22 protein-coding genes and 1 other RNA gene are annotated in these 20,154 nt (G+C 38.4%); 19 read left to right on the forward strand and 4 right to left on the reverse strand.

The window, feature by feature from the left end:
• The 6 genes from BLR11_RS08850 to BLR11_RS08875 all read left to right on the forward strand — a co-directional run.
• Positions 1-308: IS30 family transposase (locus tag BLR11_RS08850; RefSeq protein ID WP_143006421.1), on the forward strand; the 308-nt coding region annotated here is incomplete at its 5' end.
• Between the two features lie 347 nt (positions 309-655).
• Positions 656-1,525 carry a sugar phosphate isomerase/epimerase family protein gene (locus tag BLR11_RS08855; protein WP_091650893.1) on the forward strand — a complete coding sequence of 290 codons (870 nt, stop codon included), beginning with the start codon at positions 656-658 and terminating at the stop codon, positions 1,523-1,525.
• On the forward strand, positions 1,446-2,465 hold the full coding sequence (locus BLR11_RS08860) for an ABC transporter substrate-binding protein (protein ID WP_091650898.1): 1,020 nt from the start codon (positions 1,446-1,448) through the stop codon (positions 2,463-2,465). Before BLR11_RS08855 ends, BLR11_RS08860 begins: the two co-directional genes overlap by 80 nt.
• Complete coding sequence (locus BLR11_RS08865) at positions 2,462-4,147, forward strand: ABC transporter permease (RefSeq protein ID WP_091650901.1); 1,686 nt, start codon at positions 2,462-2,464, stop codon at positions 4,145-4,147. The genes BLR11_RS08860 and BLR11_RS08865 overlap by 4 nt, the downstream gene beginning before the upstream one ends.
• Positions 4,123-5,175: an ABC transporter ATP-binding protein gene (locus BLR11_RS08870; RefSeq protein ID WP_218118758.1), complete on the forward strand. Its 1,053-nt coding sequence runs from the start codon at positions 4,123-4,125 to the stop codon at positions 5,173-5,175. The genes BLR11_RS08865 and BLR11_RS08870 overlap by 25 nt, the downstream gene beginning before the upstream one ends.
• Positions 5,166-5,882 carry a phosphatase gene (locus BLR11_RS08875; RefSeq protein ID WP_091650903.1) on the forward strand — a complete coding sequence of 239 codons (717 nt, stop codon included), beginning with the start codon at positions 5,166-5,168 and terminating at the stop codon, positions 5,880-5,882. Before BLR11_RS08870 ends, BLR11_RS08875 begins: the two co-directional genes overlap by 10 nt.
• A gap of 106 nt (positions 5,883-5,988) precedes the next feature.
• Here the strand turns inward: BLR11_RS08875 and BLR11_RS08880 are convergent, their stop codons facing one another.
• Positions 5,989-6,837, reverse strand: coding sequence for an AraC family transcriptional regulator (locus BLR11_RS08880; protein WP_091650906.1), 849 nt, complete (start codon positions 6,835-6,837; stop codon positions 5,989-5,991).
• A gap of 130 nt (positions 6,838-6,967) precedes the next feature.
• On the opposite strand from BLR11_RS08880, the gene dapF reads away from it, so the two are divergent.
• Positions 6,968-7,807 carry a diaminopimelate epimerase gene (gene dapF, locus BLR11_RS08885; protein ID WP_091650908.1) on the forward strand — a complete coding sequence of 280 codons (840 nt, stop codon included), beginning with the start codon at positions 6,968-6,970 and terminating at the stop codon, positions 7,805-7,807.
• A 4-nt stretch (positions 7,808-7,811) separates the two neighbouring features.
• On the opposite strand, the gene BLR11_RS08890 is transcribed toward dapF, so the two are convergent.
• Positions 7,812-8,735: a carcinine hydrolase/isopenicillin-N N-acyltransferase family protein gene (locus BLR11_RS08890; protein ID WP_091650911.1), complete on the reverse strand. Its 924-nt coding sequence runs from the start codon at positions 8,733-8,735 to the stop codon at positions 7,812-7,814.
• Between the two features lie 256 nt (positions 8,736-8,991).
• On the opposite strand from BLR11_RS08890, the gene BLR11_RS08895 reads away from it, so the two are divergent.
• The 7 genes from BLR11_RS08895 to BLR11_RS08925 all read left to right on the forward strand — a co-directional run bounded on the left by BLR11_RS08895 (position 8,992) and on the right by BLR11_RS08925 (position 13,232).
• On the forward strand, positions 8,992-9,228 hold the full coding sequence (locus tag BLR11_RS08895) for a beta/alpha barrel domain-containing protein (protein ID WP_218118759.1): 237 nt from the start codon (positions 8,992-8,994) through the stop codon (positions 9,226-9,228).
• Entirely contained in the window at positions 9,192-9,449 is a 258-nt protein-coding gene (locus tag BLR11_RS08900; protein ID WP_091650915.1) for an FAD-dependent oxidoreductase, read from the forward strand. Before BLR11_RS08895 ends, BLR11_RS08900 begins: the two co-directional genes overlap by 37 nt.
• A gap of 52 nt (positions 9,450-9,501) precedes the next feature.
• Positions 9,502-10,401 carry an ROK family protein gene (locus BLR11_RS08905; RefSeq protein WP_091650920.1) on the forward strand — a complete coding sequence of 300 codons (900 nt, stop codon included), beginning with the start codon at positions 9,502-9,504 and terminating at the stop codon, positions 10,399-10,401.
• Complete coding sequence (gene sfsA / locus BLR11_RS08910; RefSeq protein ID WP_091650923.1) at positions 10,398-11,567, forward strand: DNA/RNA nuclease SfsA; 1,170 nt, start codon at positions 10,398-10,400, stop codon at positions 11,565-11,567. The genes BLR11_RS08905 and sfsA overlap by 4 nt, the downstream gene beginning before the upstream one ends.
• A gap of 67 nt (positions 11,568-11,634) precedes the next feature.
• The gene (locus tag BLR11_RS08915; RefSeq protein WP_091650928.1) at positions 11,635-12,222 is read left to right on the forward strand and encodes a hydrolase; all 588 of its coding nucleotides are present in this window, start codon (positions 11,635-11,637) and stop codon (positions 12,220-12,222) included.
• 47 nt (positions 12,223-12,269) lie between these two features.
• Positions 12,270-12,692 (forward strand): OmpH/Skp family outer membrane protein, encoded by a 423-nt coding sequence (locus BLR11_RS08920; RefSeq protein WP_091650930.1) that lies wholly within the window; start codon positions 12,270-12,272, stop codon positions 12,690-12,692.
• A gap of 36 nt (positions 12,693-12,728) precedes the next feature.
• Positions 12,729-13,232, forward strand: a complete 504-nt coding sequence (locus BLR11_RS08925) for a cupin domain-containing protein (RefSeq protein WP_091650935.1) — start codon at positions 12,729-12,731, stop codon at positions 13,230-13,232.
• Between the two features lie 127 nt (positions 13,233-13,359).
• Here BLR11_RS08925 and BLR11_RS08930 read toward each other — a convergent pair whose 3' ends face one another.
• Both BLR11_RS08930 and BLR11_RS08935 read right to left on the reverse strand, forming a co-directional pair.
• Positions 13,360-14,235: an NAD(P)-dependent oxidoreductase gene (locus BLR11_RS08930; RefSeq protein WP_091650937.1), complete on the reverse strand. Its 876-nt coding sequence runs from the start codon at positions 14,233-14,235 to the stop codon at positions 13,360-13,362.
• Between the two features lie 40 nt (positions 14,236-14,275).
• On the reverse strand, positions 14,276-14,848 hold the full coding sequence (locus BLR11_RS08935; protein WP_176762934.1) for a phosphoribosyltransferase family protein: 573 nt from the start codon (positions 14,846-14,848) through the stop codon (positions 14,276-14,278).
• 153 nt (positions 14,849-15,001) lie between these two features.
• Here BLR11_RS08935 and BLR11_RS08940 point away from each other — a divergent pair, with 153 nt between their 5' ends.
• The 5 genes from BLR11_RS08940 (at position 15,002) to ffs (ending at position 20,131) form a co-directional block, all read left to right on the forward strand.
• Positions 15,002-15,451: a GtrA family protein gene (locus BLR11_RS08940; RefSeq protein ID WP_091650942.1), complete on the forward strand. Its 450-nt coding sequence runs from the start codon at positions 15,002-15,004 to the stop codon at positions 15,449-15,451.
• Positions 15,452-15,468: 17 nt separating this feature from the next.
• Positions 15,469-17,010: a M20/M25/M40 family metallo-hydrolase gene (locus BLR11_RS08945; RefSeq protein WP_245675125.1), complete on the forward strand. Its 1,542-nt coding sequence runs from the start codon at positions 15,469-15,471 to the stop codon at positions 17,008-17,010.
• A 149-nt stretch (positions 17,011-17,159) separates the two neighbouring features.
• On the forward strand, positions 17,160-18,512 hold the full coding sequence (locus BLR11_RS14480) for a DUF3100 domain-containing protein (protein ID WP_091650944.1): 1,353 nt from the start codon (positions 17,160-17,162) through the stop codon (positions 18,510-18,512).
• Positions 18,513-18,530: 18 nt separating this feature from the next.
• A complete protein-coding gene (locus BLR11_RS08955; protein ID WP_091650947.1) occupies positions 18,531-19,838 on the forward strand; it encodes an amidohydrolase in 1,308 nt (435 codons plus the stop codon).
• 74 nt (positions 19,839-19,912) lie between these two features.
• Positions 19,913-20,131: signal recognition particle sRNA large type (gene ffs, locus BLR11_RS08960), an RNA gene on the forward strand.
• Positions 20,132-20,154: the final 23 nt, after the last annotated feature.

Genomic DNA, 20,154 nt, shown 5'->3' on the forward strand with positions numbered 1-20,154 from the left:
TACCCTTGAACGCTTTTAAAACAGCAACGACAGATAGAGGAAAAGAGTTCTCCTGTTATAAATCAGTAAAAGAAAAACTAGGAATTGACATGTATTTTGCAGACCCCTATTGTTCCTGGCAGCGGGGCAGCAATGAAAATTCCAATGGATTACTCAGAGAATTTTACCCTAAGAAGACCGATCTTTCTCTCGTAGACGAAAAGGAACTCATACACAATGTATTTCTGATTAATTCAAGACCACGAAAATGTTTAGGTTGGAAATCTGCTATTGAAGTCTTTTTACACGAACTGTCGCACTTGACTTGACAATTCGCCATATTAAAAAAAGTATTCATAGTTATACAAATACGGCAGCCTATGATTTATAATACAAGACGGATTCGAGTTGAACTTAATCATGCGGCAACTGCAAATATATTAAGTGGAAAGATAACAGAAAACAAGCATCTATTAAAAGGAGTTCAAATAATAGATAAAATTAATTAGGGAAAAATATGTAATACAATTGCATATGAAAATCCTCTTATTTTAAGATACCTTAAAATAAGAGGATTTTCATATATTATAGGTATTTTACATACTTATATCATTTTTTTTACAAAGGTTGGTTAGTATGTATATAAGTTGAATTATTTTCAAGAAAGGAGGAACGTATGGATACATCTTTATTATTTGTATCATCCACATTGTTTTGGACACTTTCTTCTGAACAATGGTTTCGTCTGGCAAAAACTTATGGGTTGGGGGGAATTGAGATATGGGCGCAGCAACTGGAAAGCAACAAAATTTCCGCAGAAGAAGTTCGTCGTGCTGCCAGATATTATGGATTACATACAACAATACATAATTACAGTTGGGATATTAATTTGCTTTCTTTAAATCGTTCACAGCGATCGGTTGCGGTTCATTTAACTAAAAAAGCGATAGAATTAGCATCCTATCTTAACTCTTTACAAGTAACGATCCATCCGGGGAAAGAGCTTTTTTGTATGCCCGGGGCTGATTATGATTTGTTATTAGCCGAATCTGCGAACAGTTTGGGCAGGTTTGCGCAAGGTCAGGGAACTACAGCATCTTTTGAAATTATGGAAAAAATACCAAAAGAACGTGTTACGTCCGTTGAGGCAATTTATCGCATGGAAGCAGCTGGCAATAAAGCCATTTGCTGGAAATATACAGAAGATATTGCGCATTGTGATAGTACGGAAGAAATACTGCATACAGCAGCGGTGTTAAACGGACGAATCAGTGAATTTCATTTGAGTAATAAAAAAGGAATACAACGGCATATAACGGATATGGCAGCAGGAGATTTCAATCTACCGGAGATAGTCAAGGAATTATCTTCATATAACATTCCTTTTATTTTGGAAGGAATGGATATATCACCTGCATCATCGGTGTTCCATAATGCTTTATCATATTTAGGAGTTGAAAAAAAACATGAAGATAAAATGGAGAAACATGATAGTTCTTTTAACATGCTGTGTTACGGCAACCATTCTTTTAACCGCCTGCGGTAGTGATGAGACGAATAATTCATCAGCAGCTAAGGGGGAGGTTAATTTATATACATCACAGCCAGAGGCAGATGCACAAAAATTAATTGCTTCATTTAATAAAAAATATCCCGATATAAGAATAAAAGTATTCCGCTCAGGCACTGAAGAAATTGTGAGTAAAATTATGGCTGAAAAAAAGATGGGAAAAGTTCAAGCGGATGTAGTACTGGTTTCTGATGCGGCGATATTTGAACAACTAAAAAAACGAGATATTATGGATGCATATGAATCACCGGAAGCTAAAAATATACCGGCAGAACTAGTGGATAAGGATCATACCTATGTAGGTACTAAAGTAATGGCTACGGGTATCATATATAATACGAATATTATAAAACAGCCGCCAGTTTCTTTTAAAGACTTGCTGGCTCCTGCATATAAAAATCAGGAAATTATACCTAGTCCGCTTTATTCTGGCGCAGCAGCGTATAATTTATCGATACTTACACGTACGTCTGGGTTGGGGTGGGATTTTTATCAAGGGTTAAAAGATAATAATGTCATGGTAGATAAAGGAAATGGGAATGTTTTAAATGCTGTAAGTGAAGGAACTAAAGGGATAGGGCTTATTGTAGATTATATGGCAATACGGGCAAAGGCCAAGGGAGCTCCAGTAGATTTTATCTATCCATCCGAAGGAGTACCGGTCATTACAGAACCGATTGGGGTAGTTAAAAATTCAACTAATGAAAATTTAGCCAAAATATTTGAGGATTTTGTTCTTTCTGAAGAGGGACAAAAAATAACGGCAGATATAGGATATACACCGATTCGTAAAGGGATACAAGTGCCTGAAGGATTCAAATCTATTGATGAGATGAAGATTCTAGCTGGAAATATAACGGAAATAGTTAAAAACAGGGATGTAGATAAACAAAAATTTACGGTGTTATTTCAATGAATATAAAAAAATATATAAATTTTTCAATATCGTTAAAAAATTTATTGATAGGAACCATTGCATTGTTTTTGTTTATGTTCCCGGTAATACGGCTTATTTTGCTTTCTATATCGACAGAATCCCAAACTTGGACATTTGCGCAATATAAAATTTTGATTACTGATATAAGAGCAGAAGCAGCTATTTGGAATACGGTATATATTTCATTTGCGGCATCTTTCATTTCTGCGGCTGGAGGTATTATTACAGCATTTTTTGTAGCATATACTAATTTACGGCATAAAAATATCATTGAATTATTGGTGTTTTTACCCTTTGTGATTCCTGCATATGTGATAACCTTGTCATGGACGGAATTAACCGCTTCTAATGGTTTTTTGTCGATGGTATTGGAAAAGATAGGCATATCTCCTATCAATTTATATTCTGCAGGAGGAATTATTGTTGTACTGGGAATTTGCCATATTTCAGTTGTTTATGCGGCAGTTGTACATATGTTACGAAAGGTGCCGCTGGAAACAAGATGGACAGCTCAGGTTTCGGGGTGTCCCGTATGGAAGTCATTGATTAAAATAGATTTACCAATGGTTATGCCAGCTGTTGCCGGGGGTACTGCATTAGCTTTTTTGGCAGATATAGATAATTTTGCGGTTCCTGCTTTTTTGGGAATTTCTTCTAATATTCCTGTATTAAGTACATATATTTATGAGAAAGTAATAAGTTTTGGACCTGATTCATTTGCCTATGGAGCCGTTTTATCTGTCATTTTGTCGGGCATTGCATTAAGCGGAGCTGGTTTAGCGTCTATGATGAGTCATAAAGAAAAAATTATGGAAAATGCACAAGAAGATTATGCTATCCGTATTTCATTTTCTTCTAAGAAGCGGCAGTTGATAGAGGGGGGAATTTTTTTCGTACTGGCATTGTTCAGCATTATTCCTTTTATCTATATGGCAGGTAATGCAATGGTGACAGGGAGTATACTTTCTGCGACTCCATTTAATTTAACATGGGATAATTATTATTTTGTTTTTACAAATAATGGGTTGAGGGAAGCAGTATGTAATAGTTTTTTTATGGCGGGAACGGCGATGGTTCTTTGTCTGGGGATGGGAACATTGATTGCTTATTTTTTGGTACGGGATCATTCCAGGGCAGCTGTGTTTTTAAGTCAATGTGCTTCTATAACGTACTCTGTCCCGGGAATCGTATTGGCGCTGGCACTTATTTTTTATTGGTCTCAACCTGTTCCCGGAATCAATACAGGCCTATATGGATCGTATAGTATTCTTATTTTAGGATATGTGACACGGTATATGATTATTCAAATTAAAAATAGTGCCGCTGCGTTTGCAACCATTTCTGAAGTATCGGAGCAAGCGGCTTTAATATCAGGAAGTTCGTATATTCGGATGTGGGTTGCTGTTATTGTGCCACAATTGGTGGCGCCGGCATTATCAGGCGCATTTTTTATTTTTTTGTCAGCATTTACAGAACTTACCATGTCTTCGGTTATGTCTTCTGCTTCTACTAAAACAATTGGTCTTGCTATATTTAATCTGCAGCAAGGGGGGGATTATAATTTAGCGGCAGCTGTTTCCATTATTCTTATTATTATAATAGCAATTGTATTAGGGATACAGAAGATTTTTGAAGAATGGTATACAAAAAGGGGAATATGATTGCAATGAGTCTTGTTATTGATAGGATTTCTATGAATTATGGACATACAAAAGTACTGGATAACGTATCTGCTATTATTCAGAAGGGGGAATTCCTTTCCATATTAGGCCATTCCGGCTGTGGAAAAACTACTCTCCTTAAAATTTTGGCAGGTTTTATCAAACCGGCAGAAGGCCAAATTTTATTACATGATGTTTTATATTCTAATAACAGAAAAATTGTATCGCCGGGAAAAAGAGACATGGGAATGGTGTTTCAGTCCTTTGCTTTATGGCCTCATATGACCATTAGACAGCATATCGAATTTCCGCTGCAATGTCGAAGCAGCCGGTGGAGATCAAAGAAAGAACAGGAAAAAGCCGTTGAAAATGCGTTGGAAATAACCGGACTTACGGAGTTGCAGCAGCGATATCCGCATCAGCTATCGGGGGGGCAGCGGCAGCGGGTGTCTTTGGCACGAGCCATTGCCGCAAGACCGTCTCTGCTTCTTATGGATGAACCTCTTTCGGCACTAGATATTGACTTACGTGTTTCTATGAGAAAAGAAATTCGGCGTATTCATCAATTGATCGGTACCACTGTGATTTTTGTTACGCATGATCAGGGAGAGGCACTTTCTTTATCTGATCGGATTATGGTACTTCATAAAGGATGTGTAGAACAGATAGGAACACCAGAGGAAATCTATCTTCATCCGCAGACACCCTTTACAGCTGCGTTTATTGGAAGATGTAATTTTATTAAAGGTGAATGGCAAGGGACTTCATTTCATTCTGCCGACGGTAAATTGTTTTATCAAGGAGACATCGCCGATATTTTTCATCAACAGCAGATATGTCCACTTCGACCGGAACAACTTCATATTATTCGAAGTGGCAGCGGATTGGCTGGAATTATTAAGGAAAAGCAATATATAGGCAGGGAAATTCATTATGTCGTATCTTGTAAGGAAAACATGTTTAATGTATATGCGCCGACAGAAGAAAATTATGCCATAGGAGAGGAGCTGTATCTTAATTGCCAGTAAAATCATTATTTGATTTGCATACCCATACCGTTGCCAGTGGACATGCATATAGTACGTTGAAAGAAAATTTGGCAGCGGCTAAAGCAAAGGGGCTCATAGCAATGGGAACATCTGATCATAGCCCTGGAATGCCGGGCAGTGCAGAAAAAACTTTTTTTCAAAACTATCGTATTTTCCCAAAAAGTGTAAACGGTATCCGTCTTTTAAAAGGAATGGAGGTCAATATTACTGATTTTGAAGGAAATTTAGATGGAGGTCAGGTTATGAGAGAAATGGAGTATGTCATTGCAAGTCTTCATTCTCACTCTATTCAGCCGGGATCAGCAGAAGAAAATACACAAGCGGTTATTGGCGCAATGAAAAATCCTTGGGTAAAAATTATAGGACATCTTGATGATGGGCGGTATCCTATGGATTACGAAAAAGTTGTACAAGCCGCATCCAGTTTTGGAGTAGCGTTGGAACTCAATAACAGTTCTCTATTAGATTCTTCAGCCAGGGAAAACGGAAGGCATTGGGGGCGTATTTTGATTCAACAGGCGGCAATACATCATTCATATATAGTTATGGGAAGTGATGCACACATTTGGTGTGATGTAGGGCGAATGGATGAAGCACAAAAAGTAATTGAAGAAATATCTTTTCCTAATGAAAAAATTTTAAATTATACGCAAAGCGGTTTGGAATGGATTCTTCGTAAGCGATAAATACCAGTGAATTTCAAGGTAAACCATATATGGTTATGAACCACATAAAAAATTCAACAGGCTAATCTATTTTTCGTTATTTAGAAAATATGAACGATGTCTGGATTTAATCTACTATTTTGGGTTTTCCTATATCTCCCGTTGTTCCCTGGCGTGGAGAAGTTCGAAAAAGATTTTTCCAAGCGCGATAGAAGGTAGAGTAGTTTCGAAAACCACTGTCATAGCAGACTGTTGTAAGAGGAAATCCTTGTTGAATTAGATTGCGCGCAAGGAGAAGTCGTTTGGTTGTAATATAATTTGCCAAAGAATACCCTGTTTCATTTTTGAACAGATGCATAAGATAGTCGGGACTGATATAAAAAAGAGAGGCAATGTCTGGGATAGAGAGGTCATTTGTCAGATGTGTATTTATATATTCTATGATAGTTTGTATTTTACCATTTTGGTTTCCTGTTTTGACGTAACCGATGTGATGTTCACGGACGTCTCGAGCCAGGAAAAGCATGAACTCCAGAAAAAGAGTTTGCTGTAAAATAGGACTATCTTCTTTTTTTTCATTAAAGGCTTGGCGTATGCGGCATGAAATTCCGTATATATTGCTGACTTCTTGAGGTTGCCGAAGAACATGGGAACGAGCTTCACTAAATATGCAGGATAAATCGCAGCCTTGCTTGCGGTACACTTCAAAAAACATAGGAGACAAGTAGGCTATTATGCGTTCATAGTTGGCCGTGTTGTGGACAATTGGACGATGAAGCTGTCCTGCTTGTACGAGAACAATATCATAAGGCTGGAGCGAATATGTTTTTCCTTCTATTTCATATTGCACATCGCCTTGAAAAAAAAGAGTAATTTTGTCAAAATCATGATAATGATAAGGAAATTTTTGATCTGTACGGTCTGAAATATAAAATAAACGCAATTGTTCAGCAAGATAGCCTATTTTTTGATACATAACAGCCTCCTCGATATGACAGGATTTGCAATAATTATAGCATTATTTTCATATAATTACCAATTTCGGTTATGTATAATAGAAATCGTAAAGAAATTATGTCATAGCTGGTATGGAGGGAAACAAATTAATGAAATTCGTTAAAATGCATGGTTTAGGCAATGATTTTGTTTTTTTTGAAGATAAAAATGGGTCTGGCAAAGATTTTTCTCAGTTGGCAGTGCAGCTTTGTGATCGACATACAGGTATTGGTGCTGATGGTATTATAGTTATTGTACCAAGCGATAAGGCTGATGTGCGTATGCGCATTATTAATGCCGATGGTAGTGAAGCTGAAATGTGTGGCAATGGAATTCGGTGTTTTGCTAAATATGTTTATGACCATCAAATCATTGATAAAAAGCAATTTACCATAGAAACATTAGCCGGTATCATGAAACCGGAGGTCATTATTGGGAATGACGGCAAAGTTAGCCTTGTCACAATCAATATGGGGAAACCATTTACAGACCGTGCGCTCATTCCAATGAACGGACCTGCGGGGCCGGTTGTGGATGAACCGATTAATATTGACGGAACAGTCTATAAAATAACCAGTCTCTTAATGGGAGTCCCGCATACGATGACATATATGCGCGATGTAGATACTGTTGACTTACCTGTATTAGGACCAAAATTTGAAACAAATCCATTATTTCCACGTAAAACTAATATGAATTTTATTCAAGTAGTTGATAATAAAACAATAAAAGTTCGCACGTGGGAACGCGGAGCAGGAGCAACACTGGCGTGTGGTACGGGGTCTTGTGCTTGTGCGGTGGGATCCTATCTCAATGGATTTACAGGTCGCAGTGTTGATGTAAATTTATATTTGGGGACTCTTCATATTGAATATAACGAAGAAGATGGCAACGTATATATGACCGGACCGGCGGCAGTTTCATTTGAAGGGGAATGGATGGATGAATAAATTTTTATCCGAAAATCCGAAATATCCATTGGTTTATAAATTGTAGAATTTTTATTAAGATTGCATCGGGGGAATCCATTTGTTTTTGAGGGAACAGCTCATTGCCGGTAATAGTGTATGATGTTTCCCGGCCCTGTTCATCCGGAGCGGTACGTATTTTTACGTATAGCTCCGGTTTTTTGTCTTTTGGAATATATACAGCGAATGTTGCCAATGTCTGAATTGCACGCGGGGTGCTGCCGGTCCGCCAGATACTATTATCGGGACCGTCATGGCGATCTTGGCTGAAAGCGATAAAATCTGACAATGTATAAGGTGGTTTTCCTGTTTGGAGAAGTTCGTTGATGCGGGAGTATCGGGTGAGACTTGATTTTCCGATAGTTATATTGGATTTCTGTAAATCGGGGTCAAGATAGTGATTGGTATGAGCTAATATATTATTCTGCTGTATGTTTATTTTATAGTTTCCGTTATCGGCAATTTCGATACTTGCTATTTTATCAGCATCTGCCAAAAGAATAAATTTTGGACCTAGAAATAATTCTCTATGAGATAAGGCTTCATCAACATTACTGCATTCTCCCAGCATTACCTTTAAAAGGGATTGCTTGGCATGAAGCATCTGATTTCGTTCTTTCTTTGGGATAGAAGAAGCAGAAGCAGAAAAAACGACAAGTCCTTTTTCATTTATACCACCGCGGAGAGAACGTTTTTTCATATCACCGGCGAAAATACCGTAATAACGATAGGGGCTATCTTCGATAAGTCGCATTTCCTGCCATTGCGGCTGCCAATCTCGATTTTTAACGATGAGCGTGCCACCGCCCTTTACCCATGGAGCACCGGTTGCGGCAAAAAGAGTACAAGCAGAGGCAGATACGGTGTTTGCGATACAGATTATAAGACATATACTTGTTTTCCATATCATCTACATCACTCACTTTACTAGGAGAATATAACAATCCTATTTATACTATAAATCTTATTTTTATAGTATAAAATATAAGTGAAAAATAAAAAAGAAAATATATTATAAATGTTTAACAACAGCAATTGGTGTATACAATATATCAATTGCTGTTGTTGTATAAAAAGAAAAATATATTCGCGATTTTATGATATGTAGTATAATAAACGTATTGAAATAAGAACAACATAAACGGGGGGATAAGGATGTGTGACATATGTTGAAAGATATAAAAAATAAACTTATTGTTTCCTGTCAGGCATTGCCTAACGAACCACTGCATAGTTCTTTCATTATGGGACGTATGGCAATGGCAGCTAAAATGGGAGGTGCTGCTGCTATCAGAGCACAGGGAGTTGAAGACATTAACGAAATCATCAACGTTTTCCTGATGCGGTTGCACGTACTGCGTGGTACATTGATGCGCATGGCGAAAAAGTCGGCGAATATTTGACGTCGGGAGAGTTTTATGAAATTCCCTATCGTACGATGGTGAGATGTATTTCTGTCTGTTTTATTTTGGAAGCTTCCATGCGGATACAGCCGACTTGCATGAGTATAGGTGAAGCGGTAGGCATTGCAGCGGCATGGGCGAAAAAACACAATATACAAGTTAATGCACTTGATTGGAACGACATACCGGCAGCAGAACGCAGTTATGTAAGCAAAATGTAATAGTGAATGGATGTTTATGTCAGATACTTTGACAGGCAAGGAGAAATCGTTTATGTATTATGTATGTGTCGATATTGGTGGAACAACTATTAAATATGGATTAGCGAACGAATCGGGAAAATTTTATGATATACAGAGTATGCCCACAGAAGTTAAAGAAAAAGGTACGGAACAAATGTTAAAAAAACTGATTAATATTGTATTGAAATATCAAGCAGAACATGTTATTTGCGGCATAGCGGTTTCTTCTGCAGGAATAGTACAGCCGGATACGGGAGAAATTATTTATGCGGCAGATCATTTTCCGGGTTATACAGGTACTAAATTAAAGACATTGCTTGAACATACTTTTCATGTTCCCTGCAGTGTAGAAAATGATGTGAATGCTGCAGGATTGGGCGAATATTGGCTGGGTGCAGGACAGAATGCTTCTTCCTTATTTTGCTTAATGGTGGGAACTGGGATAGGAGGCTGCATTATTATAGACGGTAAATTGCTCCATGGTGCATCTAATAGTGCAGGGGAAATTGGATATCTTAAAATAGGCGGTTCGGCAACATTGGAAGCAGCATCATCGGTGACCGCATTGGTAAAGGCGGTGGCAGCTGCCAAAAATATACCGGTATCGTCTATTGATGGTAAAAAAATATTTCGCTTAGCTAAGTCGGGAGATAGTATTGCCAGTACGGCGATAGATCGGATGATAGATCATTTGTCGGCGGGTATTGCTAACATTTGTTATGTTTTAAATCCTGAGAAAATTATTATTGGAGGTGGCATCATGGAACAACGGAGATATATTAAACCGCGTTTAATTGATGCATTGCAGCATAAGGTTTTGCCTCCGTTTTTTTCTCATACATATGTATCTTTTGCAAGATTGCAGAAGGAAGCGGGCATGACAGGAGCATTATACCATTTTTTACAGCAAAGAAAAGAAGGAGTGTTATGAAAAACAATAGTCCCTTGTCTCAAGGTCTTTTTGTCGACAGGCCTAACCGATTTGTTTGCCGTATTAAAATAAATCACGAGATTATATATTGTCATATGCCGAATCCAGGAAGAATGTGGGAACTACTGTATCCGGGAGCTGCTGTATATTTACGCCGGGCAGTACAGAAAGAGCGTAAAACAGCCTATGATGTGATTGGAATTGAACGGGATGGAGTACCGATTTTACTCGATACACAATATAATAATGATGTGGCAGCACATCTTATTACAGAAAAGCGAATTCCTGGATGGGAAAGATGGAATCTATTACAACGAGAGGTGACTGTCGGGTCAAGTCGATTTGATTTATTGCTGGAATGTGGTAATGAGCGTTTTTATTTGGAAGTTAAATCCTGTACGTTATTTGGCAAAACGGCGGCAATGTTTCCTGATGCTGTAACGGAACGAGGAAAACGTCATGTGCTGCATTTGGCACAATTAGCAAAAGCTGGAATTCATGCGGGAATATTATTTATTATTCAATGGGATAGGGCACGATGGTTTTTGCCGGATTACCATACCGATCCGGATTTTGCCAATGCATTTTACGAATCGGCACCATATCTTGATTGGAAAGCAGTATCTTTACGCTGGGACAGAACTTTTATAACACCGCAAGTTGTCGGTAGTTTATCCTATCCAGAACAAATATTAGAGCAAGAAAACCATGATCAAGGCGATTATATGTTGATTTTACAATTAAAGGAAGATATGGATATTGTTATAGGTGCTCAGGGGTGTCACCCATTTCCGAAGGGGTATTACGTGTATGTTGGCTCAGCCCGGCGTAATTTGTCAAAACGCCTGGCTCGGCATATGCATCTTCGCAAACGGATGCATTGGCATATTGATTACCTGCGGCAAAAAGCACTTGTTACAGCAGTTATTCCTGTTCGTACAGCAGATGATTTAGAACACGATATAGCGTACGCTGTAGAAAATATTTCTGATTGGCGAATTGATCGTTTTGGAAGCACCGATTGTTCTTGCCCGTCCCATTTATTTGGATTTGTCGATAATCCGGTGCATCGTCCCGATTTTATGCAGGTCGTTGAAGATTTTCGAATGAACAGATTGGAAAAAAAATCTCTTTTTAGACTTAAGCTTAATAATAGTATTGTATAATTTTTATATAATATAAATTTTAAATATGGTATAATAAAATGTATCATATGCAGGGGGAGTTGGTAATGTGGAAAGATTGGAAGCAGTGACACTACTTCAAAAATATAATAAAGAACCGTTTCATATCATGCATGCATTAACCGTTGAAGGAATAATGCGCTGGTATGCCCAGGAACTTGGATATGGCGATCATGTGGATTTTTGGGGACTTGTCGGATTGCTGCACGATGTGGATTTTGAGCAGTATCCGGAACAGCATTGTAAAAAAGCCCCAGAACTTCTTGCGGAAATCGGAGCTGACGATGAATTTATTCGTGCTGTTTGTTGTCATGGATATGGCATTTGTGTTGACATTGAACCACAACATCAAATGGAAAAAGTATTGTTTGCAGCAGATGAACTGACAGGTCTTATTTGGGCGTCGGCAAAAATGCGGCCATCTAAGAGTACCAAGGATATGGAAGTAAAGAGTTTAAAAAAGAAATTTAAAGATAAAAGTTTTGCGGCGGGTTGTTCCCGAGATGTTATTACACAGGGAGCCAAGCTTCTTGGATGGGAATTGCCGGAATTATTTGAAAAAACGATTCTTGCCATGCGCTCTTGTGAAGATTCTGTGCGTACAGAATGTTTAGCATTAACGGGCCAGAATGAATAACGAAATGGAAATCAACAAATACTTTTTAATATAAGGAGGGACTTCAAATGAATTTGCGAAAAAAAATAGTAACAATGGCCCTAGCTGGAGTAATGACTTTTGGTGTTTTTGCAGGGGCAATGGCGGCGGGTTTAGGTGTTGTTGATATGGGGTATTTGCTGCAAAAGCATCCTGATTTTGCAAAAGCTTCGGCAACATGGCAGTCGGATGTGAAGAAGGCGAATGCGGACTTTGCTTCCCAGGTTAAAGGACAGGCGACGGATAAGGATAAACAGGAATTGGCCCGAAAGTTCAACATACAATTGAACCAGGATCGCATTAATCTGTTTGGTCCATTGGAAAAGGATATTATCACTAAAACACAGGAAGTTAAAGATGAAAAAGGCTTAGATTATGTTGTACTTAAAGGATCGGTCGTATTCGGCACCGCACAAGATATTACTAATGATGTAGAGGCTAAGTTAAAATAGTCTGGATATATATGTGGTCTTGAGAGGGTGGTAGGGATGTTAAAAAAATCGGTAGTGGCGATAACTGCGTTTTCCATTATAGCAGCAGGAACTGCATTTGCGGCGGCAGTTCCGCAAAAAACATCCGTTGCAGCAGATGAGCAATGTTACAAAGCAGAACAGCTGATTACTTTGGATAAACAAAAAGTTGCGGGCGGACAAGGTACTCTGTATGGGAAATTTGCCTTTATTCGTACAGCAGCTGCACCAGAACAAGCTATTAAGGAAATTGGGTGGATGACATTAAAGCCGGGTGCATCCATTGGGTCACACAAACATTATGTTAATGAAGATACCTATATTATTATATCTGGACATGGTGTTTTTACTGATGAAAAAGGTGTGAAAACTGAAGTTTCCAAGGGTGATATTACCATTGCCAGGCCAGGTCAATCTCATGCACTTGCCAATAACAGCAGGGAACCGCTTGTATTCCTAGATGTCATTGCACAAAACGATTCTTATCAGCAGAATCATCCAAATGCCCAACCTAAAAAGTAATGAGTTGCAGTATGTGGATGAATTGACGGAATTACAATAAAAGCTCTGCGTATTTGCGCAGAGCTTTTATTGTAATTCCGTCAGTATGAAATGCATATAGTAAAGAAAGTATCTGATTATTGCTTTATTAGTACGGATCATCATCGTCATAATATTTAACTAAAGCTTGTGTTCCTAAATTTCCTTCACCGTCAGCCATAAGTTTTAAATACATATCAAGAACTTCGTTAAGAACATTTAGGTGCAGACCTCGTGAGGAACTTTCTTCATCAGCAATTCGCATATCTTTAATAAAATGTTTAATATAAAAACCAGGCTGAAAATCTCCCTGTAGAATTCGCGGAGCGAGGGAATCCACCTGAGCGGAACCAGCAGCCCCTTTGCTAACGCCATCAAGTACACGCTGTAAATCTAATCCGGATTTTTGTGCATAGCAAATAGCTTCACACATTCCGGCCACAGTACCGGCAATCATGATTTGATTTACCATTTTAGTATGTTGTCCGGCTCCGGCAGGTCCTTCGTAAACAATATTTTTTCCCATGACTTGAAGAAGGGGCAGACAGTCTTTGAATGCCTTTTCGTCACCGCCGACAAGTATGGAAAGTGTTCCATTTTTAGCACCGGTATCACCACCGGTAACGGGTGCATCAAGTGCAAATACACCGCGTTTAGCGGCTTCTGCGTATATTTTTTCTGATAATTTGGGACTTGTTGTTGTCATGTCGATGAGATAAGAGCCTTTTTTAACGGTTGTAAAGATTCCGTTTGTTTCAAAATATACTTCTGCTACATCTTTAGGGTATCCAACCATTGTAATTACGACATCTTTGTTTTTGGCACATTCTGCTGGAGAATCACACCAAACTGCCCCCTCTTCTGTCAAAGGCAGTGCTTTTGAACGAGTTCGGTTATATACATATACAGCATATCCCTGCTTAATCAGGTTGCGGATCATGCCGCGTCCCATAATGCCTGTGCCGATAAAACCAATTTTTTTCATATTATAGGGCCTCCTTTTACAGCATCTCCCCAAGTGCTTGTTATTTTGTAAATATAGGTAATGTTTTTAAAAAATAATAAGATGGCAGGCTGGCAAAATTGGATTCCTTAACAGAATCTTCGTTGAAAATTGCAAAAAAATCAGCCTTTATTTCGACCTGGCTAAGTAAACTGTGGATTGCAATGAAGGTTTTTCCTGTACTAGCTACATCATCGAGAACTAATACACGTTTATTTTTCATTAGTGCCGCTTTTTCTTCTGTTAAAAATAAATTTGAAGGGTGACTGGATGTCATCGATTTACATTGGACAGACCAATATAAGCCATTTTCTTCGTAGGTTTTCAACGCTTTACGCAACATAACGATTTCACAGCCGTTCATTAATGCTAAAGCGGTAACTAAAGTGATAGATCGGCATTCGGGTGTAACAATAATATCGATATCATTGCCGATATTTTTATTGATATACCGATTTGCTTCCACGGCTACATCCCGCATCATTTGAGGTTGATGTATCAAATCGATAAGAGCAATACCAAAATCATCGTCTAAATTGTGTATTGACAATGGATAATCGTGGTGATTAAATGTTACTGTATAAATTTGATCCATAAAAACGGTCCTCCTGTAAAATACATGTCTATAAATACTAGTATAATGCTTTTTAAAAAAATAGGATAGCATAAATTTTTAAAAATATGGAATTTCTATGGCATATAGCCTATAATAATGTATAGGTATTATTATAGGATCAAGGGAGGAAGCATGGGAAAGAAGGTAATTTTTGGTTTTGATTACACAAATAATGAATATATGAAGTTATCGTTATACCTTGTAGTTGGCGGCTCCGCAGCACTTTTAGAATGGGGACTTTTTTATTTATTCTTTAAGGGACTTTCGAGCATGCTTATTTTTTCGTTACAGACGGAAACTATTTTGGCGGCGACTACAATGGCGTTTGCTTCATCAACATTATACCATTACATTTTGTGTAATATCTTTGTTTTTGAAAGTGGCAGCCGTCATCAACGGGGAGCGGAACTGTCGTTGGTGTTCATTGTTAGTACGATTGGATTGTGCTGGAATTTGCTGCTGATGTATTTTTTTACATCACCCGCTTTTTTTGGATTAAATCCGATGGTGTCTAAAATTATAGCGAGTGCGATTGTTACTGTTTGGAATTATTTATCACGTAAAAGATGGATTTTTAAATAAAATATAGGAGTGAGGGTATGGATAGAGAGAAACGCGTATTGGAATTATTGCACCAAATGATAACTATCGATAGTGAAACTGCGACGGAAAAAGAACAAGCGATGGAGGTATATTTGCTGCATGTTTTGTCGGAGATAAAGGAAAATGTATGGTGTGGCTCTCTGCCAGTCAGTAATGATTCGCTTGGACGTTCCATAGTATATGGTTTTATTGAAGGAAGAAGAGCGGATACCCTTATTTTTATGAATCATCATGATGTGGTCGGGTGCGAAGCATATGGCAAACTTGCACCGTATGCGTTTTCTCCGGAAATATTGGCAGAAAAATTACACCATAGTGAAATTGATTTAGAAACAGAAACAGATTTAGATAGCAATGAATGGCTTTTTGGCCGAGGGGCCTGTGATATGAAAGGGGGAATTGCAGCTCAACTGACGGTTTTTGAAGAATATGCAGCCCATCCTGAAAATATGAGTTTATTGTTTTTATCGGTACCTGATGAAGAATCTTATTCAGCTGGGATGCGATCAGCACTGCCTTTTTTGCAGCAACTGCAAAAAGAACGAAATCTGCAATATCGCCTTTTAGTAAATTGTGAACCTAACCATAAAGAACAAAATAATCTAATTGCGTATACAGGATCTGTAGGAAAAGTATTGCCGGTTGTTCTCGTGCAGGGAAAAGCAGTGCATATCAGCAAATATGCTGAAGGAGTAAATCCATTAGGTATTTTAGCTCGTCTTGTTTCGCGTACGGAGGGAAATTGGAATTTGGCAGATCAATGTGAGGGTGAAAGTACGCCGCCGCCATCTTGGATGTATCTGCGGGATGAAAAAAAACAATATGATTTTTCTTTGCCTTGGCGGGCGTCGGCCTATGCTAGTTTTCTAACTTTTAAAAAAACACCGGAAGAAGTGCTGGGTATTCTAAAAAAAGAAACGCAAGCTAGTATAAAAGCAGCTTTAGCCCAAGCGAGAGTACAATATGAAGTACCTGTATTGTCTTACGAAGAATTATTAAATAAGGCAAAACATATACCTGGTTTTTTTACATTTTATAATACATTGCAGTACATAGAAACAGAAAAATTGAAACAAGGGGGAAACTATCCCGCCGTCACTATTGATTTAATGGCACAGATTTTGGATTTTTTGGAAGAAAGAGAACCAGTCGTTGTTATGGGTTTTGCCCCGCCTTTTTATCCGGCAGTAGATAGCAGAAATATGGGAGATAAGAGTTTCCGTGCTGTATTGCAGGCAGTAACAAATTGCCTGCCCGTTCGTTTTGATCCGTATTTTACCGGAGTTTCTGATTGCAGTTATTGCGGATTGGAGTCCACTTTGGAGGGCACTGCTTGTCAAGATAACATGCCTTTATGGGGATCGGCATATCAATTTGATTGGCAAGCTTTATCAGATATTCGGATTCCGTTTATATTATTAGGCCCTTGGGGGAAAGACTTGCACTGTAGAACGGAACGCGTTCATATTTCTAGTGTATCACGGATATTACCAGACGTATTACGGCAAATTTTAACTTATTTGGGAAAAAATTATTAACATATTTTACAGATATGTAATTAAAATATTTTTATTGTGATGTAAATAACTTGTTGTGATAATAAAAATATAGTAATATATTAACATATAATTTACATATATTAACGTAATTTATTTAAAATTTTTTCTTTTAATAGGGAGGAAAGAAAATGGATTTAATTAGAAATTGGCGGATTCATTTATTTGCTTTATGTATCGTTGTTGTGGCAGATTTTGTAGGTATTCAAAAATTTGGACTTGTTGTTTTCCTGCCGCTGTTTTACGCATTAGTTTTGGGAGGTATTATCAGTTATCCGTCTTTTCATATTATGAGTGATAAAATGATGGAACGTGCTGGCGAATTTATGCCAGTTGCTATGTTATATCTTATTGTAAAAATTGGATTAGGCATTGGCCCTAATCTGCATATGCTGATGAACTCAGGTATGGCACTTATTATGCAGGAATTTGGACATTTTTTTGGAACACTTATTTTTGGTCTGCCTATGGCTTTATTTTTGAAAATGGGACGTGAAGCAATAGGAGCGTGCTATTCAATTGACCGAGAAGCAAATGTAGCAATCATTGCAGAAAAATATGGAATCTTTTCTCCAGAAGGCCGCGGCGTTATGGGAATGTATATTTGCGGGACTTTGTTTGGTGCATTATGGATTTCTGTACTGGCAGGAATTATTGCACGTACGGGTCTTTTCCATCCATATGCGCTGGCTATGGGAGGCGGCATTGGTAGTGCCAGTATGATGGCAGCCTCCGTAGGTTCGATTGTTGCTGTTTTTCCTGAAGAAGCCCAGAAAATTACTGCTTATGCAGGGGCGGCTAATTTGATGACTTCTGTTTTGGGAATTTATTTTGCTTTATTTGTTTCTTTGCCTGTTACCGTTAAAGTGTACGATTTTGTAACTGGCCGCAAGCGGCAGGAAGAAGTAGCGGAAATAACTGATACAAATGAATTAAACCGGCAGGAAACATTGGAAAATCAAATTGTTGATGAAAATGCTGCGAGTGTAACTGAATTAATAGAAGATACGAAAGATAAAGAAAATAAAGTTAAAGAAACATTATTGGATTGCTTATTTATTCTTTGTATTACAGGTGTTCTTGGTATTGTTGCCAATAGTGTCGGGTATAAGGGAAATCCGATTGCCGATTTTACAGGATCAGCGTTGTTAGTTGTCATTGCTTTTATTGGCATTTGCATTGCACATTTGCCGGGTTTGAAGAAACTTCCGATTGTTTTCTGGGTATCTATTTTAGCGGTTATCTGTTCTGTTCCGGAAATCCCGGGTACTGCCTGGATTGTGGATCAGACCAATCATATTAATTTCTTGGCTACGACGACGCCTATATTAGCATATGGCGGCTTGTCTTTGGGAAAAGATATTCCTGCTTTCAAGAGATTGTCATGGCGTATTGTTCCCGTTGCTTTAATGGTTGCTTCAGGTTCTTTTATTTGTGCAACAATTATGGCAGAAATCATGCTTCACTTGGAAGGTATTTTTTAATTAAAAGAGGTTGATAGTATGACAAAAGAAGAATTAAAGCAACGTATATGTGATGCGGTGGAAAAACGGGCTGATGATATTATGAATTTTGGTCAGTCCGTTTTTACGGAACCTGAATTGGGGTATAAGGAAGTAAAAACCTCAGCTAAGGTACAATCTGCATTTGAAAAACTTAATATTCCATATACGACAGGATGGGGAATTACGGGTGTAAAAGCACGTTTGAAAGGCAATACTTCTAAGAAAACGATTGCGGTATTGGGAGAAATGGATTCGATTATTTGCCGGAGTCATCCATCTGCTGACGAAAATACAGGAGCGGCGCATTGTTGTGGCCATTATGTTCAAATTTCTGACATGCTAGGTGTTGCAATGGCTTTCCGTGATACAGGGGCAATGGCTCATTTAGGCGGCGATGTTGTATTTTTTGCAGTACCGGCAGAAGAATGTATAGAAATTGAATATCGCAATACATTGCGTGAACATGGTAAAATAAAATATTTAGGTGGTAAGGAAGAGATTATTCAGCAGGGCGGGTTTGATGACATTGATGCAGCAATGCAGATGCATGTTACTACCACTGCCGATTCGTCAGGGTCTATTCAAATCGGCGGTTCCAGCAGCGGTTTTATTAGTAAACTTATAGATTATCATGGCAAGGCAGCGCATGCTGCGGCAGCACCTCATTTAGGGATTAATGCGCTGAACGCTGCGATGCTGGGCATTATGGGAGTCAATGCATTACGAGAAACCTTTCGTGAACAGGATTATGTGCGTTTTCATCCTATTATTAACAGTGGTGGAGATTTAGTTAATGTTGTACCGGATTATGTACGGATGGAAAGTTATGTTAGGGCTGCGTCAGCCGAAGCTTTGGTACATTATAATGTGCGTATTGATCGGGCATTGAAAGCCGGTGCCGATGCGGTAGGTGCAACGTGCGATATTCATAATTTGCCGGGATATCTGCCATTATTCCAGAATAAAGAAATGACAACGCTGTTGGAAAAAAATTGTCATACTATTTTCGGTATGAATCATATTGAATATCCACCGCATGACGCAGCCAGTACTGATATGGGAGATGTTTCTCAACTTATGCCGGTTATACATCCATGGGTGGGATGTATTCACGGGGCACTGCACAGTGCCGAATACGAATTGGTGGATCCGCGTACGGCTTATATCAAAGCGACACAGGTAATGGCAATGACACTAATCGATTTGTTATATGATGATGCGCAAGGTGTAGAAGATATTCTTGCTGAATATAAACCTCGCATGACAAAAGCCGAGTATATACAATTTATGGATTCGATTCATTAAAATAACTATCTAGTAAGGATATCTTTGTTTTTTTGTGTGCCAGTCTTATATAAGGTTAAGGCTGGCATTGCTGTTTTCATATGGTAAAAAGCTTGATATTTTTTTGTTTTTGGGCTATAATTACATAGCTAACTTAACAAGAGTATTGGTGTGTGGTAATCCGCCGGGGCTCGTGCAATAGGAAACTATGAACCTCGTCAGGTCCGAAAGGAAGCAGCGATAAGTAGAAATTCTTATGTGCCACGAGGGTACCTGGCGGGTTATCATACACGAGTACTTTTTAGTTGGTGGAAAAGCAGCGGTTAGCTGCTTTTTT

The organism is Megasphaera paucivorans (assembly GCF_900103535.1).
GTDB lineage: Bacteria > Bacillota > Negativicutes > Veillonellales > Megasphaeraceae > Megasphaera_A > Megasphaera_A paucivorans.

Excerpts from the sequence above, each read along its gene's own strand:
- BLR11_RS14480 (WP_091650944.1), top strand. The coding sequence starts at position 17,160 with ATGGATTTAATTAGAAATTGGCGGATTCATTTATTTGCTTTATGTATC.
- BLR11_RS08945 (WP_245675125.1), top strand. The coding sequence starts at position 15,469 with ATGGATAGAGAGAAACGCGTATTGGAATTATTGCACCAAATGATAACT.
- BLR11_RS08860 (WP_091650898.1), top strand. The coding sequence starts at position 1,446 with ATGAAGATAAAATGGAGAAACATGATAGTTCTTTTAACATGCTGTGTT.
- dapF (WP_091650908.1), top strand. The coding sequence starts at position 6,968 with ATGAAATTCGTTAAAATGCATGGTTTAGGCAATGATTTTGTTTTTTTT.
- BLR11_RS08920 (WP_091650930.1), top strand. The coding sequence starts at position 12,270 with ATGAATTTGCGAAAAAAAATAGTAACAATGGCCCTAGCTGGAGTAATG.
- sfsA (WP_091650923.1), top strand. The coding sequence starts at position 10,398 with ATGAAAAACAATAGTCCCTTGTCTCAAGGTCTTTTTGTCGACAGGCCT.
- BLR11_RS08895 (WP_218118759.1), top strand. The coding sequence starts at position 8,992 with ATGTTGAAAGATATAAAAAATAAACTTATTGTTTCCTGTCAGGCATTG.
- BLR11_RS08925 (WP_091650935.1), top strand. The coding sequence starts at position 12,729 with ATGTTAAAAAAATCGGTAGTGGCGATAACTGCGTTTTCCATTATAGCA.
- BLR11_RS08930 (WP_091650937.1), bottom strand. The coding sequence starts at position 14,235 with ATGAAAAAAATTGGTTTTATCGGCACAGGCATTATGGGACGCGGCATG.
- BLR11_RS08855 (WP_091650893.1), top strand. The coding sequence starts at position 656 with ATGGATACATCTTTATTATTTGTATCATCCACATTGTTTTGGACACTT.
- BLR11_RS08955 (WP_091650947.1), top strand. The coding sequence starts at position 18,531 with ATGACAAAAGAAGAATTAAAGCAACGTATATGTGATGCGGTGGAAAAA.
- BLR11_RS08890 (WP_091650911.1), bottom strand. The coding sequence starts at position 8,735 with ATGATATGGAAAACAAGTATATGTCTTATAATCTGTATCGCAAACACC.
- BLR11_RS08940 (WP_091650942.1), top strand. The coding sequence starts at position 15,002 with ATGGGAAAGAAGGTAATTTTTGGTTTTGATTACACAAATAATGAATAT.
- BLR11_RS08865 (WP_091650901.1), top strand. The coding sequence starts at position 2,462 with ATGAATATAAAAAAATATATAAATTTTTCAATATCGTTAAAAAATTTA.
- BLR11_RS08935 (WP_176762934.1), bottom strand. The coding sequence starts at position 14,848 with ATGGATCAAATTTATACAGTAACATTTAATCACCACGATTATCCATTG.
- BLR11_RS08870 (WP_218118758.1), top strand. The coding sequence starts at position 4,123 with ATGGTATACAAAAAGGGGAATATGATTGCAATGAGTCTTGTTATTGAT.
- BLR11_RS08905 (WP_091650920.1), top strand. The coding sequence starts at position 9,502 with ATGTATTATGTATGTGTCGATATTGGTGGAACAACTATTAAATATGGA.
- BLR11_RS08880 (WP_091650906.1), bottom strand. The coding sequence starts at position 6,837 with ATGTATCAAAAAATAGGCTATCTTGCTGAACAATTGCGTTTATTTTAT.